The 19,966-nt window shown below is 71.1% G+C and carries 10 protein-coding genes; 6 read left to right on the top strand and 4 right to left on the bottom strand.

Annotated elements, in window-relative coordinates:
- Nucleotides 1-252: 252 nt before the first annotated feature.
- Together AB0F41_RS11390 and AB0F41_RS11385 are read left to right on the top strand one after the other, a co-directional pair.
- Entirely contained in the window at nucleotides 253-9,303 is a 9,051-nt protein-coding gene (locus tag AB0F41_RS11390; protein ID WP_357422693.1) for an AMP-binding protein, read from the top strand.
- Between the two features lie 295 nt (nucleotides 9,304-9,598).
- Complete coding sequence (locus AB0F41_RS11385) at nucleotides 9,599-10,624, top strand: alpha/beta hydrolase family protein (protein WP_357422692.1); 1,026 nt, start codon at nucleotides 9,599-9,601, stop codon at nucleotides 10,622-10,624.
- Between the two features lie 15 nt (nucleotides 10,625-10,639).
- Here AB0F41_RS11385 and AB0F41_RS11380 read toward each other — a convergent pair whose 3' ends face one another.
- Entirely contained in the window at nucleotides 10,640-11,671 is a 1,032-nt protein-coding gene (locus AB0F41_RS11380) for a winged helix DNA-binding domain-containing protein (RefSeq protein WP_357422691.1), read from the bottom strand.
- A gap of 91 nt (nucleotides 11,672-11,762) precedes the next feature.
- Nucleotides 11,763-12,578 carry an enoyl-CoA hydratase-related protein gene (locus tag AB0F41_RS11375; protein WP_357422690.1) on the bottom strand — a complete coding sequence of 272 codons (816 nt, stop codon included), beginning with the start codon at nucleotides 12,576-12,578 and terminating at the stop codon, nucleotides 11,763-11,765.
- Between the two features lie 134 nt (nucleotides 12,579-12,712).
- On the opposite strand from AB0F41_RS11375, the gene AB0F41_RS11370 reads away from it, so the two are divergent.
- Nucleotides 12,713-13,951: a TetR family transcriptional regulator gene (locus tag AB0F41_RS11370; protein ID WP_357422689.1), complete on the top strand. Its 1,239-nt coding sequence runs from the start codon at nucleotides 12,713-12,715 to the stop codon at nucleotides 13,949-13,951.
- Nucleotides 13,952-14,006: 55 nt separating this feature from the next.
- Here AB0F41_RS11370 and AB0F41_RS11365 read toward each other — a convergent pair whose 3' ends face one another.
- Entirely contained in the window at nucleotides 14,007-15,524 is a 1,518-nt protein-coding gene (locus AB0F41_RS11365; protein ID WP_357422688.1) for an aldehyde dehydrogenase family protein, read from the bottom strand.
- Between the two features lie 268 nt (nucleotides 15,525-15,792).
- Here AB0F41_RS11365 and AB0F41_RS11360 point away from each other — a divergent pair, with 268 nt between their 5' ends.
- Genes AB0F41_RS11360 through AB0F41_RS11350 form a run of 3 tightly spaced genes read left to right on the top strand, consistent with a single transcriptional unit; the run spans nucleotide 15,793 to nucleotide 18,583 of the window.
- Complete coding sequence (locus AB0F41_RS11360) at nucleotides 15,793-16,911, top strand: ATP-binding cassette domain-containing protein (RefSeq protein ID WP_357422687.1); 1,119 nt, start codon at nucleotides 15,793-15,795, stop codon at nucleotides 16,909-16,911.
- Complete coding sequence (locus tag AB0F41_RS11355) at nucleotides 16,908-17,717, top strand: ABC transporter permease (protein WP_357422686.1); 810 nt, start codon at nucleotides 16,908-16,910, stop codon at nucleotides 17,715-17,717. Before AB0F41_RS11360 ends, AB0F41_RS11355 begins: the two co-directional genes overlap by 4 nt.
- Nucleotides 17,714-18,583, top strand: coding sequence for an ABC transporter permease (locus AB0F41_RS11350; RefSeq protein ID WP_357422685.1), 870 nt, complete (start codon nucleotides 17,714-17,716; stop codon nucleotides 18,581-18,583). Before AB0F41_RS11355 ends, AB0F41_RS11350 begins: the two co-directional genes overlap by 4 nt.
- Before the next feature lie 4 nt (nucleotides 18,584-18,587).
- On the opposite strand, the gene AB0F41_RS11345 is transcribed toward AB0F41_RS11350, so the two are convergent.
- Entirely contained in the window at nucleotides 18,588-19,790 is a 1,203-nt protein-coding gene (locus tag AB0F41_RS11345) for a lycopene cyclase family protein (protein WP_357422684.1), read from the bottom strand.
- Nucleotides 19,791-19,966: the final 176 nt, after the last annotated feature.

The raw sequence follows: 19,966 nt of genomic DNA, 5'->3' as shown, positions 1-19,966 counted from the left end.
GCGGTTCCCGCCGACGTGTAGCTGTCGGCGGTCCGGGCCGGTAACCTGCCGGGTGCCATACCGGGCGGCGGCGCATTGTGGCAGGCTGCATCCGAGCCGCGGCCACGGTACGGCGCGGCGGTGAAGTGCGATAGGCAGGCGAGGCGGACAGATGGATGCGGTAGTCGGTGCGCGGTGTGACCACGTCCGGAGGGCGAAGTCGGTATGACGCGGCCAGTCCGGACCCGGCCCCACCGAACCCGGCGGCCCCGCGTGACCACCCTGCCGCAGCTGATCGCCAATGCGGTGGAGACCAATCCGGACGGCGCCGCTCTCGTGCTCGCCGACGGCACCGGCCCGCTGGAGCAGGTCAGCTACGCCGACCTGGATGCCTGGTCGAGTCGGCTGGCCCGGGCGCTGATGGCCCGCGGTATCGGCCCGGAGGATCTGGTCGCGGTGGCCATTCCGCGTTCGCTGGACGCGGTGCTGGCGGTCTGGGCGGTCGCCAAGACCGGCGCCGGATTCGTACCCATCGACCCGGCCTATCCGCCGGGCTGGTTCGCGCATCTGCTGGTCGACGCCGGCGCGGTGTACGGCCTCGCGGTGTCGTGGGTGCGCAACGAACTGCCCGACGAGGTCGAGTGGTTGCAGGTCGACACGATCGATACCGCCCGCACGCTGGAACAGTTCTCCGCCGATCCGGTCACCTACGCCGACCGGATCCGCCCGCTGCGCGCCGAGCATCCCGCCTACGTCAGCTACGCCGGTGACGGTGAGACCTCCCCGGACGGTGTGGTCGTCACCCAGGCCGGGCTGTCCGGACTGTGTTCCGAACAGCAGGGGCGCTACCGGGTGGAACCCGAAGACCGCACCCTGAACTTCGCCCCGCTGCCCTCGGATTCGGCGGTGCTGGAACTACTGCTGGCGCTCGGCGGCGCGGCGACCATGGTCGTGGTGTCGCCGCTGGTGACAGCGCCGGACGAACTGACCGCCCTGCTGCGGCGCACCGGGGTGACCCATGCCTATCTGCCCGCCGACGCGTTGCCGGCGATCGATCCGGCGGGGCTCGACGAACTGAGCGTCGTGGTGACCGGCCGCCGGCCGTGCCCGCCCGAATTCGTAGGGCGCTGGGCCATCCCGGTGGGCGGCGGTCTGACCCGGGCCTTCTATCAGGGGTACGGCCCGGCCGAGGCCACCATCATGACCAGTATCAGCTCCCCGCTGGCGCCCGGCGGCCCGCCGACCCTCGGCACGCCGATCCGCGGCGTGACCGCCCATATCCTGGACGAGCGGCTGGCGGCGGTACCCGACGGCACGGTGGGCGAGCTCTACCTCGGCGGTGCGCAACTGGCCCGCGGCTATCACCGCCGTCCCGGCCGTACCGCACAACTGCTGGTCGCCGATCCGCTGGCCGTGGACGGCACCCGCCTCTACCGGACCGGGGATCTGGTGCGCCGCATCCCCGGCGGCGAGATGGAGTACGTGGGCCGGGTGGCGGTACCGGGTGCCGGGGGATCCTCCGCACCTGCGCGCGGGGCGGCGAAAGCCGCGGGTAACGGACTGCCCGAGGAGGTGCCCGGCCGGTCGGCGGGGTACGACCCGCTGCCCGATTACGAGGAGAGCCTGCCGATCCGCGAGGCCACTGCCGCCCCCGCGGAACCGGAGTCCGACGACCGGCTCGCCTCGGCGAAGCGGGATCTGGACCTTCCCGGCCGGGGTTATCTGGAGATGCCCGACCGGCAGCAGACCCTGGGCGGGCGCGATCATCGTCCCGGCGCGAACCCCCCGGCGCCCGCCGCCGAATCGGCCGTGCCCCGGCCGCCGGTCGCCGACGACGACTGGCTGAGCAGCGGCCGGCAACTCCCGACCCCGGGCGAACCGGCCGGTGCCGCGGGCCGGACGGTGGCGCCGTCGTCGGCGCGGTCGGCCGGAGACGCCCTGGCGTTCTACGAAAACCCGCGGTCCGGCCCGGAAGAACCGCCTGCGGCCGAGTCCCCGGCCCGGCCCACCGGTATCCCCGCCGCTGCCGGCCCGCGGCCCGGACGACCCGCCGACTCCGTGGCGTCGATCTCGGCCGCCGCACCCTTCGGGGCCGCTCCCGCGGGTCCCGGACCGCTGTGGCCGGAGCCCGGTGCTCCGGCGGACGGCCCCCCGGCGATCGCTCCTCCACCCCCGGCCGCCGAATCCCCGGTGGAGCGCCCGGCCTCGATACCGCTTTCGCCCGGCCAGCGCCGCCTCTGGGAACGCAACCGGTCGGCGCCCGAAACCGCGTCCGATACCGTCACCGCCGCGATGAAACTGTCCGGCACGCTGGACGCCACGGCCATGCAGGCCGCCGTCGCCGATGTCGTGGACCGGCACGAGACCCTGCGCACGGTGTACCCGGTGGCCGGCGGCGGGGAACCGCATCAGGTGGTGCTGCCGCGGGAACAGGCGGTGCCGGAGGTCGTCGCGGACCCGCTCCCCGCCGCCGAGGTGGCCGGCTGGCTGCATACGCTGTCGCGAACCGATTTCGACGTCGCCGACCCGGAACAGGTCCCGGTGCGTTTCGCGCTGGCCGAGATCGGACCCCGGGAACATATCGTCGCGGTGGTCGTGCACCGGATCCTCGCCGACGAGGTATCGGCCGGGCTGCTGTTGCGGGATCTGCTGCGCGCCTTCCTCGGCCGGCGCAACCGGTCGCGGCCGCTGTGGCAGCCGCTGTCGGGGCAGTACCTCGACTACTACCTGGCCCGGCGGGCCGAACTCGGAGATATCACCGACCCGGATTCGCCCGCCGCGACCCGTCTCGCCTACTGGCGTGAGCAACTGGCCGGCCTGCCGCCGCGCCTGGAATTCCCGCTCGCCGACCCGCATCCCGGGGCCGAGGGCGAGAGTGTGCACGATTTCGAGATCGGGACCCGGACCCATCGCCGGGTGACCGATATCGCCCGCCGTGCCGGCGTCTCCGAATTCATCGTGGTGCGAGCCGCGTTCGCGGTGCTGCTGTCCCGTTCGGCCGCGGTCGGCGATATCGTGCTGGGCAGTGCGGTACGCGGCCGGGACGAGCGCGAACTCGACGATGCGATCGGCCCGTATGCCAACAGCGTGGTCCTGCGCACCCGTATCGACCCCGCCGAGTCGTTCCTCGATCTCGTGCTCCGGGTCGCCGAGTCCGACCGCGCGGCGTTCTCGCACGCGGATCTGCCCTTCGAAGAGATGACCGCGGCGCTGGGAGTGGACCCGTCGCACTTCGATGTGGCCGTCGCGCTGCGCCACAACGATATCCCGCGCCTGGAGATGCCCAGTCTGGCGACCGAACCGGTTCAGGTCGCCAACCCGTCTCCCGACACCCGATTGCGCCTGGTCATCGACCCGCACCGCGCGCCCGACGGTTCACCCGACGGGATCGCGGCGGCCCTGCACTACGCCGCGGACCGATTCACCGAACCCGCTGTCGCCGAATTCGCGCGCCGGCTGCAGCGCGTGCTCACCGTCGCGGGCGGCGATCCGGAGGGACCGGTGGGCGATATCGATCTGCTGTCCCGGTCCGATCTCGACCGGTTGCTGGTGGTCTGGAACGACACCCGCTATCCGGTGGCGCCCGAACTCCTGCTCGACGGGTACCGCCGCACGGTCGCGATACGCCCGGACACCCCCGCGGTATCCGATGCCGGGACCGAGCTGACCTATCAGGAATTCGACGCCCGGGTCAATCGGCTGGCGCGCCGGCTGATCGCCGCCGGTGTCGGTCCGGACGCCGTGGTGGGCGTGGCGATCCGCCGTTCGCCGGACCTCGTCGTAGCTCTCTACGCGGTGCTGACCGCCGGGGGCGCCTGCCTGCCACTGGATCCCGATGATCCGGCCCGCTGGACGGCGCAGGTACTCGATACCGCCCGCCCCGTCTGTGTGCTGGCAGACCGGCCGGACGAACCCCGCCTGGTCGCGGCGGCGAAACCGGTAGCCGGTCGTCCGGCCGTCCCCATCGTGGCGGCCGACCCGCACACCCTCGCGCAGTACTCCGCCGACCCGTTGCGTCCCGGCGAACTGCTGGGCGAGGTGCGCCCCGCCAACGCCGCCTACGCGCTCTGCGCGTCGGCGTCGGCGGACGGTCCCGAACTGGCGGTGCTCTCGCACAGCGCGATCAACAATCAGATCACCCTGATGCTGGCCCAGTTCCCGCTGGGATTCACCGATATCTACCTCCAGCAGAACCCGGCGACCTGCGATACCTCGCTGTGGGGGCTGTTCCTGCCGCTGCGCGCCGGGGCCCATCTGGTCCTGGCCGATCCGGCTGCCGCCGGCGACCTCGACCGCGTGGCCGCGACGATCGCCGGGAACGGGGTCACGGCCACCGATTTCGGCCCGGCCGAGCTGGCGGCGCTGGCGAACCACGCCGACCCGGAACAGCTGCGGACGCTGCGTGAGATCTTCGTAACCGGCGAGCCCCTGTCCCCGGACGCGGTGGCCGCGTTGCGCGGCCGGTGTGGCGCGCGAGTGCACAACCTCTACGGCACCTGCGAAACCGCGGTCTCGGCTACTTCCTGGCCTGCGGCCGGATCGGCGGAACGCTCGGTGCCGATCGGGCTGCCGCAGTGGAACACCCGGGTCTACGTGCTGGACACCCGGCTGCGGCCGGTGCCGCCCGGAGTGCCCGGCGAACTGTATCTGGCCGGCGACCAGCTGGCCCGCGGCTACGCCGGGCGCCGGGGCGCGACCGCGGACCGTTTCGTCGCGAATCCCTTCGGATACGGCCAGCGCATGTACCGCACCGGCGATCTGGTGCTGTGGCGCGATGCCACCCCCACCACACCGCAACGCCTCGCTTACCTGGGCCGCACCGACGACCGGAGCCGGTTGCGGGGGCATCGTATCCAGCCGGACCTCATCGCCGCCGCGTTGCGCGCGCTGCCGGAGGTCGCCGACGCGGTTGTGCTGTCCCGTAGCGCGACACCGGGCCGGCCGGGCGACCGTTTGACCGCGTTCGTGGTGCCCGCACCGGATGCCGGCTGGGATGATTCGTCGGCGGGCCGCCTCCGGGCCGCCCTGTCCCGGTCGATCCCCGCTCATCTGGTGCCCGCGGCGTACGCGGCGGTCGAGTCGAGCGATCTCGCCGACCCGGCTCGGCTACCGGATCCGGATCGGGTGCCGCAGCTCCCGCCGGCCCTCCCGGTCGAGGACGACGACCCGTCCGAGCCCCCCGCGGCCCGCAGCGCCGACCACGCCGCCGCCGGCGGCCCGCTCCTCGATACCGCGCCGACCGGCACGACCGGACCGGGCCCCGAACCCGCCGCACCCGCCGAACCCGCCGATCCGGAGTTCACCGGGGAGCTGCCCGCCACGGCCACCGCCGTACGGCTGCTGGACAATCCGGCGCCCGGGGTCGAGATCCGGTCGATCGTGCTCGACGTACCGGCCGACCGGACCCCGGAGAGCGTCGAAGCCATGGTGCGCGCCCTGGTGCTGCGGCATCCGATGCTGTGGGCCCGGCTCGAAGCCGGTGAACAGGGAACGACGCTGTGGATTCCGCCCCGGGGTCAGCGTGGCGAGCGCCAGTACTGGTGGCTCGGACCGGAATCCGGCGAGAACACGGTGGCCACCGATGATGTCGTACAGGCGGCGGCCGACGCCCTCGACCCGGTGAGTGGGCGCAATATCCATTTCGTGCTGACGGGCGCCGAACCGGAACGCCGGCTGGTTGTCGTGGCCAACGGCCTGGTTGTGGACGACCGATCGTGGCGGATCATCATCGACGGACTCGGTACCGGTGCGCTCGGCGACGCCCGCGAAACCCGGCTCCCCGAACTCGCCCGGGCGCTGGACGCCCGCGCCCGGTCCATCGACCTGCTCGACGAAGCGGGCTGGTGGCGGCGGAATCTGGCCGCCGCCCGTACCACGGCCCCGATCGGTACAGCCGATCTCCATTCCCGGCGGCGGGTGTCGCTGGCGATCACCGCCGAAGGCACCGCCGCGGTCACTGCCGCGGCCGGCGCCTACCGCACCACGGTGCCCGAAGTGCTGCTCACCGCGGTCGCCATCGCCCTGCACACCGCGCAACAGGGCATGGTGGCCCGGGCGATCGGCTCGCTGGTGCGCTGCGACGCCGACAGCCGCTCCCTCAGCGCCGCGGCCGACGGCCTGGTCGGCGGATTCACCACCGAATTCCCACTGGCCCTGCGCCTCACCGATATCGACACCGCCGAGGCGCTGGTGGGCGGACCCGCCGCGGGCGCGGCGCTCGTACAGATCCGTGACCTGGTCCGATCCGTCCCCGCGGGCGGTGCCGGCTACGCGCTGCTGCGATACCTGAACCCCGAGACCGCGGCCGAATTCGCCGCGGCCGAATCGGGCCGGTTCACCCTGCGCTACCGGGATCTGCGGCCCGCCCGGGTCCACACCGACGGACCCGCCGACGGTGTCCCGCTGGCGCTCACCGTCGACGCCACCGACGACGGTCTGCTGTGCCGGTTCGACTACGCCACCGCGGTGTTCGTGGGCGAGGACGTGAAAACCTTCGCGGAACACTGGGTCCGGGCCCTCGGCGGTCTCGCCGAACACGGCCTGCGTCCCGGCGTGGCCCCCACCGACCCGGAACCCGGGCCCGGTCGAGGGGGCACTCCGGAAGAGAGTGCTCCGGCCGGGTCGCCGGAGACCGGCCGAGAGGCGCCGTCGACGGAAGCCGAGCACCGTGCGGCGCAGCCGGATGTCGGCTACAGGGGGTTGTCGCAGGAAGCCGAGCACCGGGGGGCCGGCTACAAGGGGTTGTCGCAGGAAGCCGACCACGGCTCCCCGCGGACCGAGGTCGACCCCGGGGGGTTGTCGCCGAATACCGGCCAGGGGGCGCGGCCGGAAGCCGGCTACCGAACGTTGTCGGCTGAAGCGGGACATCCGGCACCACCGCGGGAGGCCGAACCCGCGGCTCCGGCGCCGGAGGCCGCTTACCCGGCACCCGCTCCGGACGCGGTCGACGCCGTTCGCGCACCCGCCGCGAACGACCCGGCACTCCCGCCGGATGCCGAGACCACCTCGCTGCTGCGGCCGATCACCGCCGATCGCCTCCCCGCCCGGCCCGCGTACGGTTCCACCGATCCCGGACCGGCCGGCCTGCCGCAGCGGCGGCCACGTTCGGCCGCGCCCACGCCCGCTCCGGAGCCGAATCCCGATGCGGGCGAGCCCGGTTCCGGTTCGCTGCCGCAGCGCCGGTCACAGTCGGAATCCGAATCCGCCCCGGAGCTCACGGCGGGTCCGGGTTCGCTCCCGCAGCGCCGTCCCCGGCCCGAACCGGAGTCGGCGGCCGAGCCGGTACCGTCGTCACTGCCGCAGCGCCGCGCGCAACCGGATTCGGTTTCCCCGGCTGCGGCCGAGCCGGAGTCGGTCTCGCTTCCGCAGCGGCGCCCGCGACCGGATACGGATTTCCCGGCTGCGGCCGAGCCGGAGTCGGTCTCGCTTCCGCAGCGGCGCCCGCGACCGGATACGGATTTCCCGGCCACGGCCGAACCGGAACCCGTCTCGCTTCCACAACGTCGGCCTGCGGCGCAGCAGGGGTCCGAATCGGCGGGTCCGAGTGGTCTTCCGCAGCGCCGTTCCGCGGCATCGGAAACCCCGCCGGATCTCGACGGTGCGCCGGGACCGGTGTCGCTGCCGCAGCGTCGCCCGGAACCCGAGGTGTCCGAGGCCGATCCCGAACCGGCCCCGCCCGCGTTGCCGCAGCGGCGCTCCGGGACCGACCCGGCATCGTCGAACGCCCTGAGTGGCCTGCCGCAACGCCGGCCGCAGACGGCGTCACCGGACCAGGAACCGGCAGCGACCGACGCACCCGCGGTCCTGCCGCAACGAGGCGCCGCCGGCGAGCCGGTCGCCGAGCAGCCGGAACCCGCCCGCGACCCGGGACTCGCGCCGTTGCCGCAGCGCCGCCCCAGGGCCGAGCCGGAACCGGCCGCGACAGCGGGGACCGGCCTGTCCCCACTGCCGCGACGCCGTCCCGCCGCGGCGGCGCCCCCCGCCGAGGCCCCCGCGGCGGACCGGGTAGCGGTAAATCTGACGACCGAACCGGAATCCACCGCGGATCCGGAACCGACCACGTTCCTGCGCCCCATCGCCGATGTCGAGACCACCGCGTATATGTCGCCGATCCTCGACCTCGGCCTGCGTGACGACGAGAGCACGCTGCTGACGCTGTTCGACGAGCAGGCCGTACGCACCCCGGCGGTGCCGGCGGTACGGCAGGGCGCGCGGGTGCTCAGCTACGCCGAGCTGGATCGCAAATCCCGGGCGCTGGCCGTGGAGCTGATCCGGTTCGGTGTCCGCGCGCAGACTCCGGTCGCGGTGGCCATGCAACCCGGTATCGACCTCGTGGTCGCGGTCTGCGCCGTACTGCGTGCCGGCGGAGGCTACCTGCCGGTCGATCCCGGCCGGCCCGCCGAGGAGATCGACCGGGTGCTGTCCGCGGCCGCGCCGATCTGCGTACTGAGCACCTCCGACGAGGGCGTCGGCACCGACACCGGGATCTCGGTGGTCGCGATAGATCTGCTCTACCTCGACCTGCCGGCCGACCCCGCCGCCGATCCGGTCGTGGCCGCCGACGACATCGCCGATATCCGCTACCTGCCCGGCTCCGATACCGGTGTCACCGGCACCCACCGGCAGCTGGTGGAACGGTTGCGGCGGGCACAGCGCAGCCACCCCTACGATTCGGCGGACCTGGTGCTGCACGCGGCGCCCACCGTCGGCGATATCACCCTGTGGGAGCTGTTCCGGCCGCTGCACAGCGGCGCCCAGATACTGATGCCCGACCATCCGGGCCGGGCCGCCGACCTCTCCCGCTCGATCGCGGCCAACCGGGTGACCATCGTGCACGTCGTACCGGCCCTGCTGGACCGGTTTCTGGATTCGGTCACCGACGGCGGCGGCCGGGCCGCCCACCCCAGCCTGCGCAGGGTCGTGGTGGACGGGGCCGCGCTGCCCGCCGGCGGTGTCGAACGATTCATGACACAGCTGCCCGGCGCCGAACTGGTCATCTGGTACGGGCACAACGAAACCGGCGTGATCACGGTCGGCTCGGTCGGCGGACGCCCGGTCACCAACGACCGGGTTTACCTGCTCGACGAACGGCTGCGCCCGGTCCCGCCGGGCACCGCCGGTGAGATGTACATCGGCGGCCCGCAGCTGGCCCGCGGCTACTACGACGCCCCCGGCCCCACCGCGTCGCGTTTCGTGGCCGCGGCCGGCGGCGGCCGGTTGTACCGCACCGGTGATATCGTGCGGCGTCGCGACGGTGTACTGGAATATCTCGGCCGCGTCGAGCGCGTCGTGCTGAGCGCCTCCAACCGGGGCGGGCATGATTGAGCTGCGATACGTGTGTTTCCCGTCACCATCGCGGACGTATGCCGATTCCGAAACCCCACAGCGTGCTCGGCCGCAGCGAGACCATCGGGCAACGCTACGGTAACGATATGTCCGCAACGGACGACTACATGGTCGGAACACCCGGGGCGCGGTGACTCGCGCCCGGATACTGTGAGGCGTTCGGGCCCGGGGGCCGGTTCGTAGCGGACGGAGCCCGAATGAAAATTCGAGACGAAGCGAAGGTGCGAAATTGATACGTCGACTCACCCGGCGTGGCGGAAGGCGCGCCGCGGCGATGGTCGCGGCCACAGCGGTGCTCACCGGAGTGATGACGGGGCTCGGCGGTAGTACCGCCGCGGCCGATCCGATCATCGAATCCAAGACGCTGCTGGCCGACCCCACGGCACCCGACGGATCACGCATCGTCAAAGCCGAGTACAAGGACGACCGCAGCCTGCGGCTCTACGTCCACTCCACGGCCATGGACCGGGATATCACCGTCGACGTGCAACGCCCGGCCGACGCCTCCGAGCCCCGCCCCACCCTGTACCTGCTCAACGGTGCCGGTGGCGGCGAGGACTCGGCGTCCTGGCAGGCGCAGACCAACACCCTGGACTTCTTGTCCGACAAGAACGTCAACGTGGTGCAGCCCATCGGCGGCAGCTGGACGTACTACACGGACTGGATCAAGGACGAGCCGGCGCTGGGCGGCCGCAACAAGTGGAAGACCTTCTTCACCGAAGAACTTCCCCCGCTGGTCGACGGCGCCCTCGGCACCAACGGCGTCAACGCCATCGCCGGCCTGTCCACCTCCGGCACCACGGTGCTGGCGCTGCCCATCGCCAAACCGGGTCTCTACAAGGCGGCCGCCGCCTACAGCGGCTGCGCCCAGACCAGTGACCCGGTCGGCTCGGAATTCGTGCGCCTCACCGTCGAAACCTGGGGCGGCGCCGATACCGAGAACATGTGGGGTCCGCAGGGCTCCGAGGAATGGGTCAAGAACGACCCGTACGTCAACGCCGAAGCACTGCGCGGTGTCGACCTCTACGTCTCCACCGGTAACGGCCTCCCCGGCCGCTGGGACACCCTCAACGGCCCGCACACCCTCCCCGGCTCCTACGGCCTGGCCAACCAGATCCTGGTCGGCGGTGTGATCGAGGCGGGTACCAATTTCTGCACCCACAACCTGAAGAACCGCCTGGACTCGCTGGGCATCCCGGCGACGTTCAACTTCCGGGACACGGGAACCCACTCCTGGGGTTACTGGGAGGACGAGTTCAAGGCTTCCTGGCCGGTCCTGGCCGGTGGTCTGGGAATCTAGTCCCGCCCGTTCTGCTCACGCCCGTGCCGGGCGGCCACGTGCCGCCCGGCACGGGCGTTTTCGTACCTGTTCTCGGTTCAGATCCCGCGACCCGGGGCGGCGAAGACGATATCGGCGATCTCCGCGCCGGGATCGGTGAAGCGGAGCAGCGCGCCGGGTGCGGTAGCCCTGTCGGCGGTATGCCTCGGTGAGCACCCGGCTCCGGTCCGCATGCGAGAGCAACAGGTTGTCGAAGTCGTAGAGGAACCGGGGTGGCGCCGGTGTATCGGGATCGGGGCGCGGGGCGTCGGGCAGATCGAACAGTTCCCGCCCGTCCTCGTCTGTGAAAACCGCCAGATCCGGCCGCATGGTCTGGACGATTTCGCTCAGCCGGGTCAGTCCCGACCACATCTGCACATCCTTCACCTCGGCCGGTCCGAAGGCGGTCAGGTAGCGCAGGACCATCTGCTCGAGCGAAAACGGGCGGGGGTCGGCCGGCCCGAGCCACGCATCGAGGGTGGTGTGGGCGATCGGCCCGCTGCGGCCCCAGATACCGCGCGGTGGCACCTGGACCAGCGGTACCTGGTTGCGGATCGCGTAGACCAGCGAGGCGGGGACGCGACCCGGCCAGCGCGGGCCCAGCAGTTCCCCGAGTTGTCTGTTGGTCAGCGGCCTGGGCGCGAGCAGTTCGATCCCGTCGGCGACCAGCCCGGCCATATCGATACCCGCCACGGGCTTGCCGTGTGTGTGGTTGCGGTACAGGTCACGATCGAGCACCGGCTGGATCAGCGGACGTAGCGCGCGTGCGTCGCGCGGGGTCACCAGGTGGATGGTCGATCGCATCAGGGCGACCCGGATCAGGGCCCGGTCGGTGAGGAGGTCGGCCGCGCGGCCGGGAACGAATCCGGCCAAGCGTGACCACAGGCCCACGTACCAGCTGTGCGGGGTCTGTGCCTGGATCCCGACCAGATGTTCCACCGCGTCGGCGACCGGTAGGTCGCTGCGACGCAGCAGCAGCTGTCGCTCCAGGGTGGCCCGGTTGAGCGCGCGGCGGCTGAGTACCTGCATCTTCGGCGGAACCTTTCGACCCGATGATCATTCGGGACGAAAGGTTGCTGTGCAACTCCGGCCCCGGCCCGCCCGGCCCGGGCAACTGCGGCTAGTCGGCGAAGGTGGCTTTGCGTTTGCCGAGCATGGCGGCGGCGCCTTCGAAGAAGTCGGGGGACTGGAGGAGTTCGATCTGGCCGGCCTTCTCTTCGGCCAGGGCGGTGTCCAGGGCGGTGAGGGTGGCGCGGTTGAGGGCCTTCTTGGTGAGCTCCAGGGCGCGGCGGGGGCCGTGGGAGATCTTGGCGGCGGCGGCCTCGACGGCGGCGTCCAGATCCTCGGGGGTGGCCAGGACGTCGGCGAACAGGCCCTCGTCGCGGGCGACGGTGGCGGGGAGGCGTTCGCCGAGCAGGGCCATGCGGGCGGCCAGGGGGCGGCCTGCCGCGGCGGCGACGAGTGCGGCGGCGCCGCCGTCGGGCATCAGGCCGATATTGACGAACGCCAGCAGCAGGTAGGAGTCGGCCTGGGCGTAGACCAGGTCGGCGGCGAGGGCGATCCCGACACCGACTCCGGCGGTCGCGCCCTGGATGCGGGCGATCACCGGTACCGGAAGGTCGGCGATCGCGCGGACCAGGCGGTTGGCGGCGTCCATGACCATATCGGGGGTGATCCCGCGGGAGCCTTCGGCGGCGCCGGCGGCGAGGTCTGCGCCGGTGCAGAAATCGCCGCCTTCCCCGGTGAGCACCACGACGCGTACGGTTTTGTCCTCGGCCGCGGCCAGGAAGGTGTCACCGAGCGCGACCATGGTGTCGTAGTCGATGGCGTTCTTCCGCTTGGGCTTGGTGAGCGTCACCCGCAGCACCCGGCCGTCGTGCACGGCAGCGAAACCGGACGGCTGTGTGGTGGGAGTGGGGGAATCGGTGTTGACCATGCGCGCTCCATCGGGTGCTGTCCGGTGCCAACCGTACTGCGAATAGCGGTTAACGTTGCGAATTGTGGTTAACTTAGGTTGACTTGTCGGGCGCTGTCAACACCGGCGGCGCCGCCGAGGCGAACGGAGAATGCATGGTCGCGGATAGCAGCCGGGCCGACCCGGTGCGCCTTCGTCCCGCCGACCGTGGCAACGGCCAGAACGGGAGGCGCCGGCCCAAGGACCGTAAGGTGCAGATCATGCGCGCGGCGGCCCGGGCCTTCAGTGAGCGCGGATATTACCCGGTGGGGGTGGACGAGATCGCCGCCGAGGTGGGGATCTCCGGCCCGGCTCTCTACCGTCATTTCGCCAACAAGTACGCGTTGCTGGTCGCCGCGGCCGAAGAGGGTGCCACACAGCTGCTCGAGGCGGCCCGGTCCGGTGACGATCGTGCGGCGAGCGCCGACGAACGGCTGGACGGACTGATCCGGGCGGTGGCCGAGCACACCATCGAGATCCGGCGGGAAGCCGGGCTGTATCGGTGGGAGGGCCGCTATCTGGAGCAGCCCGACCGGGCCCGGATCCGCACGCTCTACAACGAGATCAACAACACCTTCGCGACGCCCATCGCGGACCTGCGCCCCGATGCGCGCGCGGAGGACGTCGCGCTGCTGGCCGCCGCGGTGCTCAGCGTGATCGGCAGTATCTCCGCGCATCGCACCGCGCTGTCCAGCGCGAAACTGCTGCCGCTGCTGCGCGATATGGCATGGTCCATCGTCCGCGCCGAACTGCCACCCGCACCCGCGGCCGGGGTGCCGGACGACCAGCCGCGCGGCCTGCCGGTGACCTCGAAGCGGGAGCAGTTGCTCACCGAGGCGATCCGCATATTCGGCCGCCGCGGCTATCACGAGGCCAGTATCGAGGAGATCGGCGCGGCGGTCGGCATCAACGCCTCCAGCGTGTACCGGTACTTCAGCAGTAAATCCGATCTGCTGGCGGCGGCCTTCCACCGCACCGGCGAACGGCTCGCCTTCGCCATCACCGAGGCGCTCGGTGAGGCCACCGGCCGCGCCGACGCGGTCGCCAAGATCGCCGACCGCTATGTGCGGCTCAGCTTCACCATGCCCGAGATCATGTCGGTGTATTACGCGGAGTTCCCGAACCTGCCGCAGGCCGAGCAGCACAAACTGCGGGCCATCCAGCGGCAGAACGTGCACGAATGGGCGAATCTGCTGGACGGTGATCCGATCGAGGCCCGGTTCCGGGTGCATTCGGCGATCGGCCAGGTGATCGATGTGGGCCGGCTGATCCGTTTCGACCCCCGCCCGGAACACATGGCCCGGGTCCACGCCCTCATGATGGCCACCCTGCTCGGGACGTCCGGGGAGGGCTGAACCGACGGTTGGGCGCCGGTTTGCCGCCCTCGGCACGCCCCCGTGCGCGCCCGTTCTAACCGTGGCGGAACCGGAACACCGTGCGGGCTATCCGCAGCCGTCGCCGGTTCCGGTTGAAACTGGACAGGCCCAGCGGTTCGCCGTATCGGTTGCGGGTGATCGAGAGGGTGCGGCTGAACTCGCGCAGCCCCAGCACACCGTGGCTGTGGCCCTGACCGTATTCGCCGACCCCACCGAACGGCAGCGCCGGGATGCTCGCGTAGGTGGTCGCGGTATTCACGGTGACGACGCCCGCGCGCAGCCGTTCGGCGTAGATCTCGACCTCGGCGATATCGCGGGTGAACACGGAGACCGCGATACCGCGCCGGGCGTCGTTGATGCGGGTGACGGCGTCGTCGAGATCGCGCACCTTGTTCACGATGAGCACCGGTCCGATGCCCTCCTCGGTGATGGCGATGCTCTCCTCCGGCACATCCGCGAGCACGATCGGCTCCACATAGGGTTCGCGGATCGAGTCCAGACCGCCGACGACCGCGCGCCCGCCGCGGGCCAGCGCGTCGCGGACCTGCTTGCGAACCACCTCGGTCTGGGTTTCGAGGATCATCGGCCCGTAGGACGCGCGCCTGTCGCCACCCGGACGCAGCGCCTGCGCGCGCGCCACCACCAGCTCGAGGAACTGGTCGTAGACCGACGCGGCGACGTAAGCTCGTTGCACCCCGGTGGCGTTCTGCCCGGCGTCGGCCATGGATCCGAACACCGCGGCCTCGGCGGCGTCGTCGAGTTTCGCATCGACGTGCACGATCATGGCGCCCTTACCGGAGCTTTCCACGACCACCGGCGTCATCGTCTGAGCGCAGAGCGAGATCACCTCGCGGCCCGGTGCCTCGGGCCCGGCGTAGGCGATCTTGTCCACGCCGGACCGGCACAGCGCGGCGGTGGTGGAGTCGTCGCCGGTGACGGCCACCAGGACCGGTTTGTCCGGCGCGACCTCCCGCCAGGTCTCCGCCAGCCACGCGCCGGTGCCGCTGGTAAGCTCATGCGGTTTGAAGACCACCGCGTTTCCGGCGGCCATGGCGTAGGCGATCGACCCCATGGGCGTGAAAACCGGGTTCTGCCAAGGTCCCAGGACTCCGACGACGCCGAGCGGCAGGTATCCCACCGACGCGCGCTGGTTGCGGGTGAGCCAGTTCGAGGCCAGAGCGCGCCGGCCCAGTGCCCGGCCCGCGTTGCGGGCCGCCCAGTCCAGATTCTCCACGGCGAGCCAGACCTCGATGGCGGCATCGGCCTCGGGTTTACCGGTCTCCTCGCGCAGGATGTCCACCAGTTGCGCGGCCCGGCGCGCGATTACGCGTTTCCACTCCAGCAGCAGTCGTTTACGGGTGCCGAAACCCGCTGTCGACCACCAGTTCTCGACGGATCGTGCGGTGTCGACGGCGCGGGCGAGCTCGCTCGGGCCGGCCACGGGGTAGGTGCCGACGATCTCCCCGGTGCGGGGGTCGTGGGACGTGAGCACGCTCGGTCGGCCGGGTCCTCCCGAACGCGCCGCCACCTCGGGCTGCGCGGTATCGGCCATGAAATTCAGATTATGGTGGTGCACACCGGGCCGACAAGGCACCAGCACTGCCCGTGCACTGTCCTTGCGCCGCCGACCAGGGTAAACAATGGATCGGCCCGGTGTTGTGAGCAAACGCACAGTTGATCCTGTCGAGGTTCGGGGTAAGGCGGCGGGCCGGGGGCTGTGACCTCAGCCGGTAACATCGCGCCCGGCGCCAGGGATCATCCAGCGGGATACCGATGCGCCGGTCACCCGCAACACTTGTCCGGCCGATAGTGGAGAGTTGATGCCGAGTTCGAACGATGCCGGGACAGCCGCCGGCGACAATGTCCCACCGGCAGAGTCGGTGGGCACCCGCCCGTCCGGGCTCGAGACCACGACCCGGGGGGCGGAGAACGGGGCGCCCGCTCGGGCCGCCGCGCCGGCCTCGACGGTGTCCGATGACGCGGTGCGGGTCGAGGGCATCACCAAATCCTTCGGGGACGTGCACGCGCTGCGCGGGGTCGGTTTCCGCGCCGCCCGCGGCACCGTGCTGGGAATCCTGGGGCCCAACGGCGCCGGTAAGACGACCGCGGTGAAGATCCTGTCCACGCTGCTGCGCCCGGATTCCGGTACCGCGGTCGTGGCGGGTCACGATGTGCGCCAGAACCCGGCGGGGGTGCGCCGGTCGATCATGATGACCGGCCAGTACGCCGCTCTCGACGAGAACCTGACGGGCCGGGAGAACCTGGAGCTGTTCGGCCGGTTGATGGGCCTGAGCCGGTCCGCGGCCCGCAAACGCGCCGATACCCTGCTCGCGGAATTCGATCTGGTCGACTCGGGCCGGCGCGCGGTGCGCCAGTACTCCGGCGGCATGCGCCGCCGGGTGGATATCGCCTGCGGGCTCGTGGTGCGGCCGGAGGTCGTATTCCTCGACGAGCCCACCACCGGTCTCGATCCCCGCAGCCGCCAGGGCGTCTGGGATCTGGTGGGCGCGCTGAAGGAACAGGGCATCACGGTCCTGCTCACCACCCAGTACCTCGAAGAGGCCGATGTCCTGTCGGACAACATCATCGTGATCGACAAGGGCACGGTGATCGCCGAGGGCACCGCCGACGAACTCAAGGAGAAAACCGGCGGTAGCTACTGCGAGGTGGTTCCGCTGGACCCGAGCGCGCTGGCCCGCGCCGCCGCGGCACTGGGCGAACTCGTACCGCCCGCGGTGTCGGCCGAACTGGCCGACGCCGACCGGCTCTCGATTCCGGCCCCCGAGGGCGCCGCCACGCTGGCCGAGGCCCTGCGGCGGCTGGACGCCGCCGATATAGCGCTGGCCGATATCGGGCTGCGCCGACCCTCGCTCGACGATGTCTTCCTGTCGATCACCGGTCAACCGGGCCAGGGCGAGGGCTCGGGGGAGACCCCGTGAGCGCGCCCGCCCTCGCCCCCGCCGAACTGTTCGCCGAACTGCCGCGCACCCGGGTGTCGTCGTTCGCCCAGTGGCGAGCGCTGACCGGCCGCGTGATCTGGACCATGGCGACCCGGGGCGAACTGATCGCTGCCATCCTCACGCCCCTGGTGTTCACAGTCGGCTTCTACCTGCCGCTGCGCTATGTCATGCAGTTCCAGGGCATCGATTACGCCCAGTTCGTGATGCCGATCGTGGTGTTGCAGACGATGGCGTTCACCATGATGTCCAATGCGCAGCTGGCCGCCTTCGAGGCACTCACCGGCTTCAGCACCCGGCTGCAGACCATGCCGATCGGCATCCTGGTGCCGCTGACCTCGCGGATCGCCGCGGGCCTGGTCCGATCGGTGACCTCGCTGACCGCCGCGCTGATCTACGGGCACATCATCGGTTTCGAATTCACCGCCGGCTGGGGTCAGACGATCGGATTCTGCGCGTTCGCGCTCGCTGTCGGCACCGTGCTGGCAATCGGCGCCGACGGACTGGGCAGTCTCACCAAGAGCCCGGAATCCCTCAGTCAGGCGCTCACCCTGCCGACCCTGATCTTCGGCATGATGTCCTGCGGTTTCGTCCCCGAGACCGGTTTTCCGGAATGGGTCCGGCCGTTCGTGCGCAACCAGCCCATCACCCAGTTCGCCTACGCGATGCGCGATATGGCCGGTGACGGTGTGACCTGGGAGGTGCTGCGGGTGGGCCTGATCTGGCTGATCGCGCTGGCGGTGCTGTTCGTGCCGTTCGCGGTGTGGGCGAGTGTGAGGCGGGCATGAGCGTTATCGATTCTTCCGTTCGCACCGGTCCCGGCAACCGGGAGCGGGCCGCGGCGCTCGAACTGCCGCGGGCCGATCCGCGATCCGAGAAATCCCCGGTCGTCTGGGCGGTGCACAGCTGGATCCAGTGCCAACGCCTGCTGACCGCGTGGTTGCGCGATCCGGCGACCACCATCCAGACGATCGTCTACCCCGCGCTCACCCTGGTGATGTTCTGGATCGTCCTCGACGACTCCATCTCCTCGTTCACCGGGAAGCCCGCGGTCTACGGCACGGTTCCGATGATCATGCTGGTCGCGGCGATGACCGGTGCGGTGGTCAGCGCGCTGGGCTTCAAGACCGAGAAGGCCACCGGTCTGCTCGGCCGGTTCTGGACCATGCCGATCCATCGCGCCGCGGGCCTCACCGGACGATTGCTGGCCGAGGCCATCCGGGTGCTGATCACCACACTGATCGTCCTGGCGGTGGGTTTCGCGCTCGGCTTCCGATTCGGTCAGGGCCCGTGGGCGGCGCTGGCGTTGATCGGTATCCCGGTCCTGTTCGGTATCGGTTTCGCCGTGTTCATCACCGCGGTGGCCACCTTCACCGAAGGCGCGCTACTGGTTCAGGTGGTCGGCCTGCTCACCAACCTGCTGCTGTTCTTCAACTCCGGTTTCGTCCCGGTCTTCGCGTATCCGTCCTGGCTGCGATCCACCGTGGAAAACCAGCCGATGAGCTGCGCCATCGAGGCGATGAAGGGTTTGTCCTACGGCGGCCCCGTGGCCGAACCGCTCATCGACACACTGCTGTGGGTGGGCGGGGTGATCCTCGTGCTGGGCTACCCCGCGGTCCGCGGTTACCGGAAGGCCGCCGAGACCGGCGGCTGAGCGCCTACCGCTGAGGCTCCGTCGCCCGCCGCTCACTATCGGCGGGCGCGAAGGGGAAATCCACCCAGCGGTCGCGATTCCGCCAGCCGACCAGGTCGAAACGCCAGCGGAACGGCCAGGTGCGGGAGACGGTGTTGACCAGCACCGCGCCGAGGGCCGCGTAATCGTCGTGGGCCGAGAGCAGAGCCCGCTGCCCCCGTGGGGACGCGGAGAAGAACGAGTCGAACATCGCGATCGACTGTTCGGTGGTGAGGCGCCCCAGGCCCCACAGCCCGCGCATCCGCATCCAGTAGGTGAGGCGGGCCTGCCACGGCCACAACGCGGCGACCGCGTCCTCGCCCCGCTGGACAGCGGCGACCGCGGTATCGGCCAGTGCGAACGAATCGGCGACGCTGTAGCCGGTGCAGGGGTGCATCATCCCGCCCCGTGACCCGTACGGCACCACCCGGCCCACGCCCTTCGCCGGAGGCGGGGAGTCCAACGGGTAGTGGGCGGCCTCACTCGGTTCCTCCCCGGTGAGCACGATCCCATGGGCCGCCAGCCGCGCCAGGGTGCGCCTGCGCAGCTCGTGCTGCGGCATACCGCCGCGCAACCCCAGACTGGTCTCCTCGAAGATCACCGTGCCGTCGCCCAGTGGAACCGCGTACAGGAACGACGGGGGCTCGTCGGGGCCGGCGCCGTTCTCCGGCCGCCAATCCAGCAGCAGCCCCTCACCCGCACCGACCATCGGCGCCGCCGTCTCCGCCGCCACGAAGATGCCGTGCGCGCTCGCCGCGCGCCGGTCACCGAGGGTGGGCATACCGCGCGAATCCACCACCACTCCCGCGCGAATCACCGTGCCGTCCGCCAACTCGACCTCATGCGCGTCCACCCGGGTGGCCCGTCCCGCGTACACGCGGGCGTCGTCGAGCGGCAGCGCATCGCGCAGCAGCGGTTTCGACAGCACGCAGTAGGGCCGGTCGATTCGGATCGCGGCGGTCGTCCAGACGACGGGCGCCGGAATGCGGCTCGCGATCACACTGTGCGGCAACCAATCCGGGAGCTCGTCGATCCAGCAGGAGAAGGTCGGCGGCCACAGACGGTCGGGCCGGGGGTCGACGGCGGCGACGCGCAGACCGGCCACGGTGGCGCGGTGGGCCAGGGCTCTGCCGGAGGGGCCCAGCCCCACGACACAGATATCGAACTCCCGGACCGCGCTGTCTGCCATGGTTTGCATTCAACGGGGTGGGGGCGGGGAGGGCAACAAGGTCTGTGTTTTTGGCGCGCTGGCGCGCGCGGGGTTCGGCCCCTTTGGCGTCTGCTGTCAGCCCTCGAGACTCGTGGCTTCGCCCGTGCCAGATCATGAACACCAGCAGTGTCCACAACCGGCGGCTGTGATCGGAC

Source organism: Nocardia sp. NPDC024068, from assembly GCF_040638875.1.
Classification (GTDB): domain Bacteria; phylum Actinomycetota; class Actinomycetes; order Mycobacteriales; family Mycobacteriaceae; genus Nocardia.
The sequence above is the reverse complement of the archived record's forward strand: the minus strand, read 5'-3'. Positions and strand labels throughout refer to the sequence as shown.